This is a genomic window from Kribbella sp. NPDC050241 (genome assembly GCF_044459685.1).
In the GTDB taxonomy this organism is placed as follows: domain Bacteria; phylum Actinomycetota; class Actinomycetes; order Propionibacteriales; family Kribbellaceae; genus Kribbella.
Genome location: NZ_JBITJE010000003.1, coordinates 148,106 through 160,525 on the forward strand (window position 1 = coordinate 148,106; position 12,420 = coordinate 160,525).

Sequence of the window (12,420 nt, forward strand, 5' to 3'; positions counted from 1 at the left end):
ACGGTTCGTCGTGGGTAGGGCTGGGGCCGTACCGTTGTAGGGATGAGCACATCCGAGCGGAATCGCCCACGCACCCTCGCCGAGGCGCTGCGTACCTGGGACGACGCCGCCCTCGGTCTTCTGCTCCAGCGTCGCCCGGACCTGGCGATGCCGATCCCCGCGGACACCGGCCAACTGGCGGCCCGGGCCACGACGAACGCGTCGGCTGCGCGGGCGATCAACCGGCTCGACGAGTTCGGTGTCGATCTGCTGGAGTCCCTGTCGGCGCTGCCGGAGCCGGTGGACCTGGCCGCGCTGGCGACCGGCGTGGCGCAGCCCGTCGAGGTGGTCCAGCCCCGGGTGGACGAGCTGCTGAAGCTCGCGCTGGTGTGGGGCTCGGAGGACGACCTGCGTCCGATCCGCGCCGTCCACGAACTGCTCGGCCCGACCCCGGCCGGGCTCGGACCGGTCACCACGAGGCATTTCGGCGATCTGGACCAGCTGATCGAGGACGCCGGACCTGATGCGCGTGAGGTGCTCGCGAAACTGACTTGGGGTCCACCGACCGGGTCGGTGGAGAAGGCTGAGCGTCCGGTGACGATCGCCTCCGCCCGTACGCCGGTTGAGCGGTTGCTGGCGCGCGGGCTCGTCGTACCGAAGGATGCGAACACGGTCGTGCTGCCGCGGCAGATCGGACTGCACCTGCGGGGTGGGCGAGTGCTGGCGTCGACTCGGCCGACACCGCCGCCGCTCGACGGCAAGACGGTGTCTGCGTCGATCGCGGACCGGGCGGCTGCTGGTGCGGCGCTCGACCTTGTCCGGCAGGTGGATCGCGCTCTGGAGCAGCTGGGGACCGAACCGCCTCCGGTGCTGCGGACCGGTGGCATCGGGGTGCGTGAGCTGCGCAGTCTGGCCGGGAAGATCGGCGCGGAGGAGCAGACGACCGCTGCGGTGCTGGAGTTCGCCTATGCCGCCGGACTGGTTGCTGCGGCCGAGATCGGGACGAGTGAGTTCTGGCTGCCGACCAGCGCGTACGACGACTGGCTGGACCTGGACCTCGCGCATCGGTGGGCTCAACTGGTGTCGGCGTGGTTCAGCGGGATGCGGGCGATCGGACTGATCGGCCGGCGCGACAGTGGTGGTGCGACGGCCGCTGCGCGCGAGCGGCTGATCAACGCGCTCGCACCTGATCTGGAGCGGTTGCTGGCGCCTGAGGTCCGGGTGCTGACAGTGCAGGCGTTGTCGAAGGCTGACGCTGGTACGGCGCCTGCCCCGGAGTCAGTCGTCACCTGGGTGGCGTGGCATCGGCCACGACGTGGCGGGCAGTTCCGCGACGATCTGGTCGAGTGGACGATCACCGAGGCGGCTCTGCTCGGTCTGACCGGTCTTGGCGCCTTGGCGCAGCATGCGCGGCCGCTGCTCGACGCGGAGCCGACGGTGGACGACCTCGCCGAGGCGATCAGCCCGCTGGTGCCGGAGCCGGTGTCAGAGGTGTTGCTGCAGGCCGACCTGACCGCGGTCGCACCCGGTCCGCTGGTGCGGGTCGTGCAGGACGAGCTGTCCGCCATGGCTGACGTCGAGTCGCATGGCGGTGCGGCGGTCTACCGGTTCAGCGAGGCTTCGGTACGGCGTGCCTTCGACCTCGGGCGGACTGCCGACCAGCTGCACAAGTGGCTGGCCGAGCACTCACGTACGCCGGTGCCTCAGCCGCTGACGTACCTGATCGATGACGTTGCCCGGCGGCACGGCGTACTCCGGCTTGGTACGGCGTCGACGTACCTGCGGTGTGATGACGAGAATGTGCTGACGCAGCTGCTCAGCTCCAACCTGCCGGGTCTTCGGTTCCGGCGGTTGGCGCCGACTGTGGTGGTGTCGCCGTCACCGCCGGACATGGTGCTGAGCCGGCTGCGTGAGGCGGGGCTGGCACCGCTGGCGGAGACGTTCGACGGGGTCGTCCATGTCACCAGTGGCGGGACGCGTCGCGGTGACACGCCACGTCGCCGTTCCAGCCGGGACTTCGCCGACAGCGCGGTCGACCTCACCGACGAGCAGGTCAAGGCGGTGATCGAGAAGGTTCGCGCCGGCGACCGCATCGCCGCCGAACGCCCCGCCGACGAGGGTCTGATCGAGGCGACCGCCCCGGCCGAGACCATCGCCGTACTGACCAACGCGGCCGAGTCCCACACACGCACCTGGATCTCGTACGTCGACCACAACGGCACCGCCTCCGAACGCATCGTCGAACCCGTCCGGGTCGCCGACGGCTGGCTCACCGCCTACGAAGACACCACCGACCACCCCCGCACCTACGCCCTCCACCGCATCTCCACCGCTCGGGCCGTTGATTGACCCCTGAGGCACAATGGAAGGTCGGACACGTGAATGGGAGATGCAGTGACAGACGGTCCTCTGATTGTGCAGTCCGACAAGACCCTTTTGCTGGAGACTGCGCATCCGGACGCTAACGACTGCCGGAAGGCTATAGCGCCGTTCTCCGAGTTGGAGCGGGCGCCGGAGCATGTGCACACCTATCGGCTGACGCCGCTGGGGCTGTGGAACGCTCGGGCGGCCGGGCACGACGCCGAGCAGGTGATCGACGTACTGCTGCGGTACAGCCGCTACCCTGTCCCGCACTCGCTGCTGGTGGACATCGCGGAAACGCTGGACCGGTACGGGCGACTGCGGCTGGAGAAGCACCCGCAGCACGGACTGGTGCTGGTGACGACCGACCGGCCGGTGCTGGAGGAGGTGCTCCGCAGCGCCAAGGTCAAGCCGATGCTGGGCGAGCGCATCGACGACGACACCGTCCTCGTGCACCCGTCGGAGCGCGGTCACCTCAAGCAGACGCTGCTCAAGCTCGGCTGGCCGGCCGAGGACCTCGCCGGGTACGTCGACGGCGAGACGCACACGATCGAACTGGTCCGTGAGGGCTGGGACATGCGCCCGTACCAGCAGCAGGCCGTCGACTCGTTCTGGCACGGCGGCTCCGGCGTCGTCGTACTCCCCTGTGGCGCCGGCAAGACGATCGTCGGCGCAGCCGCGATGGCGCAGGCGTCCGCGACCACGCTGATCCTGGTCACCAACACGGTGTCCGCGCGGCAGTGGAAGGACGAGCTGATGCGCCGCACCAGCCTGACCGAGGACGAGATCGGCGAGTACTCCGGTGCCCGCAAGGAGATCCGCCCGGTCACCATCGCGACGTACCAGGTGATGACGACGCGCCGGAAGGGCGTGTACTCGCACCTGGAACTGTTCGACGCGCGCGACTGGGGCCTGATCGTGTACGACGAGGTGCACCTGCTGCCGGCGCCGATCTTCCGGATGACCGCGGACCTGCAGACGCGCCGGCGGATCGGTCTGACCGCGACGCTGGTCCGCGAGGACGGCCGCGAGGGCGATGTGTTCTCGCTGATCGGCCCGAAGCGGTACGACGCGCCGTGGAAGGACATCGAGGCGCAGGGCTGGATCGCGCCGGCCGACTGCGTCGAGGTGCGGGTGGATCTGGAGCAGACCGAGCGGTTCGTGTACGCGACCGCCGAGCCGGAGGACCGCTACCGGCTGGCTGCGTCGACGCCGGCGAAGTCCCGGCTGGTACGGCGGATCGCCGAGCACCACTCCGATGAGCCGCTGCTGGTGATCGGGCAGTACATCGACCAGCTGGACGAGCTCGGTGAGCGGTTGGAGTGCCCGGTGATCAAGGGCGAGACGACGGTCCGGGAACGGCAGCGGCTGTTCGACGCGTTCCGCAAGGGCGCGATCAAGCGCCTGGTGGTCAGCAAGGTCGCCAACTTCTCCATCGACCTGCCCGAGGCGTCCGTCGCGATCCAGGTCTCCGGCACCTTCGGCTCCCGCCAGGAAGAGGCCCAGCGCCTCGGCCGGGTCCTCCGCCCCAAGGGCGACGGCCGCACCGCCCGCTTCTACTCCATCGTCGCCCGAGACACCGTAGACGCCGAGTTCGCCGCCCACAGGCAACGCTTCCTCGCCGAACAGGGCTACGCCTACACGATCGTCGACGCGGAAAACCTCTTCGCCTGAGGACGCTGTGCAGCTCGACAGGAGGTGTCCGCTCAATTCTTCGACCGCGCGGGTCCGACGAGCGTCACCCGTTCATGCCGCCGGTGACACCTCCTGCCCATTTGCACCGCACCGCTGCGCCAACGCGGCGCGGATCGTGGCGACAACCCACGCTGGGTCTCCGATGATCTGCTCGTAGGTGAGGCGGAGCACCAACCACCCGGCTGCCACCAGCTCGTCGTACCGGTGACAGTCAGCGGTGAAATCCCGTCGGGACCCATGGAACTCGAAGCCGTCCGCTTCAAGTGCCACCCGGGCCAGGCGATGCCCTAGGTCGACCCGGGCCCGGAACCATCCGTTGGTCACCAGTACCTGCGGCTCGAAACCGTCGATGCCCTCGATGATGAGCAGCGCCCTCAGTATGGACTCCAGGATGCTGCCGGACAGACCGGTCGCCGCGACCGCCATCCGGCGAGCGTTCGGGCAGCCCGGCCCGCGCATCGCGACGGTGGCGGCGAGGAGTTCCTCCTGGCTCAGGCACTCGGTGGCGAGAGCCGCGTCCGCAACGGCGAGTGCTTCGGCGAATGGTACAACGCGGGCGCAGTCGACCACCGTCCGAAGCAATGAGGTCGTCCGATTCCGCCGCTCGTCCGCATCGAACGCCGCCCAGTGCAGAACGGCCGGTGGCCCCGGACGCGGACGCCGGTTGGGCGGAACGGTGACATGCGGCTTCTCCGGCGCCACCAGGAGCGGAAGCTGCCAGGCTGTCGCGGCACTCTGATACGAGCGCACGCCGTCATACGCGAGCGCGGCAGCCAGGTCGGCCGGCAGCCCTGGCACGGCGTAGATGCCCTGCGCGATCCGTTGCACCTCGCCACGCTCGAGCGCTGCTGTGACAGCCCGTCGAGATGTCACAGCCGACAACTCGGAGCCGGTGGCCCACCCGCCGAGGCGCGCAAGGACTTCACCGGGCGATTCCATCCCGGGATGATGCCCGAACTCGGCCAGACCGTGCCGTGACTTATCCACAACGGACAGCTCGACAGGAGGTGTCACCGTCCAGCGAACCAACGCACGCTCAGCCCACCCGCTGCAGGCCTGTCAGCAGAAGACACGTCCTGTCGAGCTGTACGTCGCCTAGTCCTCCAGGCGGGTGTGGATGCCGTTGAAGTGTTTCTTCATGGAGCGGGCGAAGGCTTCGGGGTCTCCGGTTCGCAAGGTGTTGAGGAGATCGCGGTGCCAGGCGGCCGCGTCGGCGGGGGTGTAGCGGGCGCCGGGGAGGCGGGCGTCCACCTGGGCGAAGGTGCGCCAGAAGACTGACAGCAGATCGATGACGAGGGCGTTCCCGAGCGGTTCGTACAACGCCTGGTGGAAGGCCCAGTCCTCGTCCGGGAAGTACTCGCCGGACTGAGCCTTGGCCTCCATCCGTCCCACGATCGGCTCGAGGTCGTCGTAACCGTGGGCGCTGAAGTGGGCGACCACGTCGTCGGCCATGCCGACCTCGATGGCCTGGCGGACCTCCAGCACGTTCTGTACGTCGCGCAGGTCGCCGGCCATCGACTGCGACATCCGGAACGCGAGCCCGTCCTCCAGCGACTGCAGTGACACCTCGCCGACGTACGTCCCGTAGCCGTGCCGGATCTCGATGATCCCGACCGCCTGCAGTGCCTTCATCGCCTCGCGCAACGGGTGCCGGCCGACACCGAGCTGAGCCATCAGCTCCTGCTCGTTGGGTAGCGGGTCACCCGCCTTCAGCCCGCGTTCCAGGATGTACGACTTCATCTGGTCGCGAATGAAGGACTGATTCCCCGCCGCACCGCGTGCCCGGCTGAGCCCACCCGTTGTCACTGCCGGCCTCCTCGTCTAGGACGGATCAGTGTAATCCGGCACGGTCCAGAAGGGGGCGGATCGCGGCGATCTCCTCGTCGCTCAGCGGGATCGAGGGGAAGGCGGTCAGCGGGCAGTCGATCACCCCGAGGAGGTACAGCCCCGCCTTGAACGCACCGAGCGCGGCCGAACTCGCGCCCATCCGCGAACGGTCCGCCACGGTGATGATCTCGAACAACCGGAACAGCCGGTCCTGCTCCGCCCGAGCCGTCGCCGCGTCCCCCGCCGACGCCGCGTCGAACAGCCGCACGTACCCGGACGGATCCACATTCCCCAGCCCCGGTACGACGCCGTCGACGCCGAACGCCAGCGCGGAGTCGACCGTCAGCTCGGACCCGGTCATGATCGCGAACCCGGTGAGCCCGGCGTCCCGCCGGTCCAGCACCAACTGCCGCAGGCTGGTCTCCTGGCCACTGGAATCCTTCACTCCGGCGATGATCCCGCGCTCTCCCAACGAGATCATCAACGATGCGGGCAGCTTCGTCTCGACCCGCGGCGGGATGTCGTACGCGTACATCGGGACGTCCCCGGCGATCGTCGCCAGCCGCGTGAAGTGCTGCTCGATCTCGGCCGGATGCGTGGCGGCGTAGAACGGCGCCGTCGCGACCACGGCATCGACGCCGGCCTTCAACGCCGCGGACAGATGCGCACCGGCTCGGGCGGTCGACGTGTCGATGACGCCGGCCAGCACCGGTACCTGCCCGGCTACCTCCGCCACGGTGGTCTCGAGCACCACCTGCCGCTGCTCGTCGGTCAGGAACGTTCCTTCACCAGAGGTACCGAGCACGAACACCCCGTCCACACCCCCGGTCAGCTGGTACTGGATCAACCGGGCCAGCGAGGCCGTGTCGACGTCGTACTCGGGGGTGAACGGCGTGACGAGCGGCGGTACGACGCCGGTCAATTGGGCGGAGTCGGTCAAGGGGTCTCCCAACGTCAGAGGGCGAATGTGGCGAAGCGCAGGGTCGCGAACGACGAGCTCTCACCGGCTTCGTAGAAAATGCCGACCGCGCCGTCGGGCAGCAGTACGAGATCGGAGTACCCGGCCATGCCCGGATGCACGACCACCGCAGGGCGCCACGACTGACCGGAGTCCGCACTGACGAAAACGGTCAGCTCCCGGCGGCTCGACGGGTTCACCGGCGTCGACATCAGCAGCCGGCCGCCGGGCAAGGTGAGGACGCTCCCCTGGATCCCCGGCGCCGTGACTTCCGGGATCCCGGCGTACGGCGCATCGAGCGTCGTACCGCCATCGGACGACCACGCGTGGACGCGGGCCGGGCCGGTGCCCTGGTGGTTGCGCGCGTTGAAGTACAACCGGCCGTCGGGCAGTTCGGCGACGGCCGTCTCGTTCGCGTTGATCTCCGGTCCGTCGTTGCGGTCCACGAATCCAACCGACCACGTGTGCCCACCGTCGTCGCTGACGATGCAGTGCCCGCCGTTCAGCCGGATCAGATCGTCGACAGGTTCCGCAGGCACGAAGGAGTGATTGGCCGGTACGACGAGTCGGCCGCTGGTCAGGGCGATCGCGTGGCACGGACCGGTCGCGTACCAGCCCCAGTCGGACGGCTTGACCTGGGAGGTGATCTCCTCGGTCGGACTCCAGGTCGCGCCGTCGTCCCCGGACCGTTGCACGAACACGCGCCGGCCGGACTCCGGATCGGTGCCGCGGGCAAGCGACATCTCGACCGCGTCGGCGCCGTTCTGCACCGTGACCAGCACGATGTCGCCGCTGGCCGGGTCGATCACCGGCGCCGGGTTGCCGCACGTCTTGCCGGGCACCGCCGAGACGACCTGCAGGGGCAGCCAGGTCCGCCCGCCGTCGAGTGAGCGGCGCAACACGACTTCGATCTCGCCCGCGTCGCCGGATCCGTGCAGCCGTCCCTCGCAGAAGGCGAGCACCAACTCGCCCCGCGCCAGGACCGACGGGATCCGGAACGTGTGGTAGCCGCTGCCCGCGGGGTCGAAGACGACCGTAGGAGCGATTTCCAGCGCGCCGACTCTTGAAGACATAGGACGTACTATGTCATGGTGTGGCCCTCCGATGGAAGTGAGGCCTCATGCCAGTCAGCAGAAGAAGTTTCCTCGGCGGTGGTCTGGCCGCCGCCGCTGTCGCGGTCACCGGTACGCCGCTGCTGGCGGGGTGCGCGTCGGACAAGAAAGGCACCGCCGCCGCCAACCTGGCGGTGAAACTGCCGACCTACACCAGGTACGGCGAGATCAAGCCGGACCTGCCCGGCACCGATGTCGTCCTGGACGGCTTCCTGAAGTACCCGGCCAACCCGGTCAAGGCGATCAGCGAGGCGCCGGGTGACGGCAAGCCGATCACGTTCCTGACCAACATCCCGGGCGCGATCCCGCCGTCGGTGGACAAGAACGAGTTCTGGCAGAAGCTGAACGAACGGCTCGGCTCCGAACTGCAGATCAGCATGGCGTCGAACGACGAGTACAAGGACAAGTTCGCGACCCGGATCGCGGGCGGCGACCTGCCCGACATCATCAACATCCCGGTGGACACCGTGCAGATCCCCGGCTTGGTGAAGGCCAAGTGCATGGATCTGACCGAGCAGTTGTCCGGGGACGCGGTCAACAAGTACCCGTTCCTGGCCAACATCCCGACCGAGTACTGGAAGGGCTGCGTCTTCAACGGCGCCATCTACGGCGTCCCGGTGCCGCGCGGCATGTCGCGGACGTCGCTGCCGCTGTACCGCGCGGACCTCCTCGCCGCCAAGGGGATCAAGGATCCGGCGCCGAAGAACTTCCAGGAGTTCTTCGACCTGGCCAAGGAGCTGACCGCGGCCAAGCAGAACAAGTGGGCCTGGACCCGGGTACCGCTGTCGACGATCCGGCAGATGCTCGCGATCCCGAACGTCTGGAAGGAGACCGGCGGCAAGTTCACGTCGATGTACGAGCACGAGGCGCAACTCGACGCACTCGAGGCCGGCCGCAAGATGGTCGCCGCCGGCGTGATCAACCCGGACGCGTTCAACGACAAGGCCAGCGCCCGCAAGCAGTGGTTCAACGGCGGCATCGCCGCGTTCGACTACGACAGCTTCGTCGCGTGGAACCAGTACTACTCCGACAACACCGCCGGGCCCACGTTCGCGGTGAACATGCTCGACGTCCCCGGCTTCGACAGCGGCGACGGCGCACCCTGGATGGGTGCCGCGCTGAACAACGTCACGTCGTTCAGCAAGAACAGCAAGCACTCGGCCGACACGCTGCTGAAGATCGCGAACTGGATGGCCGCGCCGTTCGGCACCGAGGAGTACCTGTTCCGCAAGTACGGCGTCGCCGGCCGGCACTACACCTTGCAGGGCACCGACCCGGTGCCGACGAAGGTCGGCGTGGTCGAGACCGGCATCGGTGTGCAGTACATCAGCGACTCCGCCCTGGCGCTGTACTGGGCCGGCAAGCCCGACGTACCGCAGAACCAGCACAAGATCCAGACGAAGGTCGCCTCGAGGCTCACCTACGACGCGTCGTACGGGCTGTACTCCGACACCCAGTCGAAGAAGCAGACGCAGCTCGCGAAGACGATGACCGACCTGGAGAACCAGATCGTGCAGGGCAAGAAACCGGTGTCGGACTGGACCGCGGCCGTGCAGACCTGGAAGTCCGCGGGTGGCGACCAGATGCGCACCGAACTCGAGCAGGCCCACACCGAGGCGGCAGGGAAGTAGATGCTCCAGCGCTCCGCACCGCGATCACAACAGCTCAGTCTGGGGCGCCGGCTGCTCCGGGACCGGGTGCTGCTGCTGTTCGCACTGCCCGGGATCGCGCTGATCATCGCGTTCCACTACGTGCCGTTGCTCGGCAACGTGATCGCGTTCAAGGACTACCAGCCGTTCCTCGGCATCGGTGGCAGCGACTGGTCCGGCTGGGCGAACTTCGCGGTGATCTTCAACGGCGACCCGGCGTTCCTGCGGGCGCTGAAGAACACGCTGATCCTGACCTGCCTGCAGTCGGTCTTCGTGTTCCCGGCCCCGATCCTGCTCGCCCTGCTGCTGAACTCACTGTTCTCCGAGCGGATCAAGCGGATCGCGCAGAGCATCCTCTACCTGCCGCACTTCATGTCCTGGGTCATCGTGGTCGCGCTGTTCCAGCAGATGCTCGGGGGCAGCGGGCTGCTGAACAACTACCTGCGATCACACGACCTGGGCACGCTGAACATCATCGGGAACTCGGAGTTGTTCCACGTCCTGCTCACCTCGCAGATCATCTGGAAGGACACCGGCTGGGCGACGATCCTGTTCCTGGCCGCGCTGTCCCAGATCGACTCGCAGCTGTACGAGGCGGCCAGCGTGGACGGCGCGAGCCGGATGAAACAGATGTGGCACGTCACCCTGCCGGGGCTGCGCGGGATCATCATCCTGCTGTTCATCCTGCGGCTCGGTGACTCGCTGACGGTCGGCTTCGAGCAGATCATCCTGCAGCAGCAAGCGGTCGGCCGGGATGTCAGCGAGGTACTCGACACGTACGTCTACAACAACGGCGTACTCGGTGGTGCCTGGGGCGTGGCGGCCGCGGTCGGTCTGGTCAAGGGCCTGGTCGGCGTCGCCCTGGTGCTGGCCGCGAACAAGGTGGCCCACATCTTCGGGGAGCAGGGGGTGTACAGCCGATGACGCAAACGATCGTTACCCGAAGCAGCGCACCCCGGAAGATCGTGCAGGGGGTGCCGATGCCGTCCTGGCCGATGCGGGTGTTCAAGGGCCTGGTCCTGCTGGTGTTCTGCGCGGTGGTGATCCTCCCGTTCGTCGGGGTGATCTCGACCAGCGTCGCTCCGAACAAGCAGATCAACGAGTCCGGCGGCCTGGTGCTGTTCCCCGACTCGGTCAACTTCGGCGCCTACGAGTCGCTGTTCGCCGGCGGCGTGGTGACCCAGGCGCTGTTCATCAGCATCTTCGTCACCGTGGTCGGCACGCTGCTCAGCCTGACCGTGTCGTGTCTGCTCGCCTACGCGTTGTCCCGGCCGGGGTTCGCGGCCGGGCGGCCGATCCTGCTGGTGGTCCTGTTCAGCATGCTGTTCTCCCCCGGCATCATCCCGACGTACCTCGTGGTCAAAGGCGCCGGGCTGCTGGACAGCATCTGGGCCCTGATCGTGCCGACGATGGTGAGCGCGTTCAACGTGATCGTGCTGCGTGCGTTCTTCATGAACCTGCCGAACGAGATCACCGAGAGCGCCCGGATCGACGGTGCGGGTGAGCTCAAGACGTTCGTCCACATCGTGCTGCCGCTGTCCAAGGCCGTGCTGTCAGTGATCGGGTTGTTCTACGCCGTGGCGTACTGGAACGCGTTCTTCTCCGCGCTGCTGTACCTGAACGACAGCAAGCTGTGGCCGTTGCAACTGGTGCTGCGGACGTATGTCATCAACGACACCCAACTGGGGACCGCGGAGCTCGGCACCGAACTGCTCCCACCGCAGGCGTCGATCCAGATGGCGATCCTGGTCGTCTCGATCGTGCCGATCCTGATCATCTACCCGTTCCTGCAGCGGCACTTCGCGAAGGGCGTGCTGACCGGCGCTGTGAAGGGATAGGCCGTGTCTGGTGGTCCCGAGCGCCGCGCAGTAGGCGGGGGACCACCAGACACGGCCTCATCGCAACGGCGTGACGGATGCGTCACGAACGGTCGCCCTGAGCATGACCAGGGGTTGCCCAGGGCAAACGCCAGGGTTACGCCTGGGCCAATCCTGAGCAGACGGCAGGTACCGTCGACAGGTATGGGGACGCAGGCGCTGGAGCGGGTGGGACTGGGTGGGGAGAACGAGAACCGGCGATCGGGGACGGGCCCGGTCGTCTGGCGGGTGGTACGCGAAGCAGTCCTGTTGGCGACCTTGTTTCTCGTCTACAGCGCCGGACGCCAGATCGCGGCCAAACACACCGGTTCCGCGTTCGACCATGCACACGACGTACTCGCCATCCAGAACTGGCTGCACCTGCCGAACGAGGCCTCGATCCAGCACGCGGCGCTGAAGCTTCCGCACCTGGTCGAGGGCGCGAATCTGTACTACGCGTCCGTGCACGCACCACTGACGGCCGCCGTACTGCTCTGGCTGAGCATCTGGCGGCCGAAGGCGTACTCACACGTCCGCTGGACGATCGTCGCCCTGACCGGCCTCGCGCTGGCCGGGCACATCATCTTCCCGCTGGCACCGCCGCGGATGATGCCCGGGTTCGTCGACACCGGGCTCGCGTTCGGTCAGTCCGTGTACGGCGTGGAGCGGTCCGGCGGGATGGCGAACCAGTTCGCCGCGATGCCGAGCCTGCATGTCGGGTGGGCCGCACTGATCGCGCTCTCGATGATCCTGATCACCCGGACGAAGTGGCGCTGGCTCTGGCTCGCGCACCCGATCATCACGTTCGCGGTGGTCGTGGTGACCGCGAACCACTACTGGCTGGACGGCATCGTCGTCCTGCTCCTGCTCGCCGTCACACTGCCGCTGCTGCTCCGCCCCGGGCTGCACGACGACAAGCCGAGGGCGCGTAATTCGGTTCCCCCACGGCGGGTGCTCAAGTAACGTGGCTGGGCTTCCCCCAC

The 12,420-nt window shown here is 67.9% G+C and carries 10 protein-coding genes; 6 read left to right on the forward strand and 4 right to left on the reverse strand.

All coding sequences use genetic code 11. The features are described 5' to 3' along the window. Positions 1–42 precede the first annotated feature (42 nt). Positions 43–2,328, forward strand: coding sequence for a helicase-associated domain-containing protein (locus ACIBG5_RS15275; RefSeq protein WP_396392164.1), 2,286 nt, complete (start codon positions 43–45; stop codon positions 2,326–2,328). Positions 2,329–2,361: 33 nt separating this feature from the next. Beyond that, positions 2,362–4,014 carry a DNA repair helicase XPB gene (locus ACIBG5_RS15280; RefSeq protein ID WP_396392165.1) on the forward strand — a complete coding sequence of 551 codons (1,653 nt, stop codon included), beginning with the start codon at positions 2,362–2,364 and terminating at the stop codon, positions 4,012–4,014. Positions 4,015–4,086: 72 nt separating this feature from the next. Here ACIBG5_RS15280 and ACIBG5_RS15285 read toward each other — a convergent pair whose 3' ends face one another. The 4 genes from ACIBG5_RS15285 to ACIBG5_RS15300 form a co-directional block, all read right to left on the reverse strand. After that, on the reverse strand, positions 4,087–4,974 hold the full coding sequence (locus ACIBG5_RS15285) for a DUF559 domain-containing protein (RefSeq protein WP_396392166.1): 888 nt from the start codon (positions 4,972–4,974) through the stop codon (positions 4,087–4,089). A 156-nt stretch (positions 4,975–5,130) separates the two neighbouring features. Then, positions 5,131–5,841, reverse strand: a complete 711-nt coding sequence (locus tag ACIBG5_RS15290; protein WP_360444978.1) for an FCD domain-containing protein — start codon at positions 5,839–5,841, stop codon at positions 5,131–5,133. Positions 5,842–5,866: 25 nt separating this feature from the next. Beyond that, positions 5,867–6,802, reverse strand: coding sequence for a dihydrodipicolinate synthase family protein (locus ACIBG5_RS15295; RefSeq protein ID WP_396392167.1), 936 nt, complete (start codon positions 6,800–6,802; stop codon positions 5,867–5,869). 14 nt (positions 6,803–6,816) lie between these two features. After that, positions 6,817–7,893, reverse strand: coding sequence for an exo-alpha-sialidase (locus tag ACIBG5_RS15300; protein WP_396392168.1), 1,077 nt, complete (start codon positions 7,891–7,893; stop codon positions 6,817–6,819). Between the two features lie 47 nt (positions 7,894–7,940). Between ACIBG5_RS15300 and ACIBG5_RS15305 the strand changes: the two genes are divergently transcribed. The 4 genes from ACIBG5_RS15305 (at position 7,941) to ACIBG5_RS15320 (ending at position 12,400) form a co-directional block, all read left to right on the forward strand. Continuing rightward, entirely contained in the window at positions 7,941–9,563 is a 1,623-nt protein-coding gene (locus ACIBG5_RS15305; protein ID WP_396392169.1) for an ABC transporter substrate-binding protein, read from the forward strand. Then, positions 9,564–10,505 (forward strand): ABC transporter permease, encoded by a 942-nt coding sequence (locus ACIBG5_RS15310; RefSeq protein WP_393380017.1) that lies wholly within the window; start codon positions 9,564–9,566, stop codon positions 10,503–10,505. Next, positions 10,502–11,419: a carbohydrate ABC transporter permease gene (locus ACIBG5_RS15315; RefSeq protein WP_396392170.1), complete on the forward strand. Its 918-nt coding sequence runs from the start codon at positions 10,502–10,504 to the stop codon at positions 11,417–11,419. The genes ACIBG5_RS15310 and ACIBG5_RS15315 overlap by 4 nt, the downstream gene beginning before the upstream one ends. 183 nt (positions 11,420–11,602) lie before the next feature. After that, positions 11,603–12,400: a phosphatase PAP2 family protein gene (locus ACIBG5_RS15320; protein WP_396392171.1), complete on the forward strand. Its 798-nt coding sequence runs from the start codon at positions 11,603–11,605 to the stop codon at positions 12,398–12,400. The last annotated feature ends 20 nt before the right edge of the window (positions 12,401–12,420 follow it).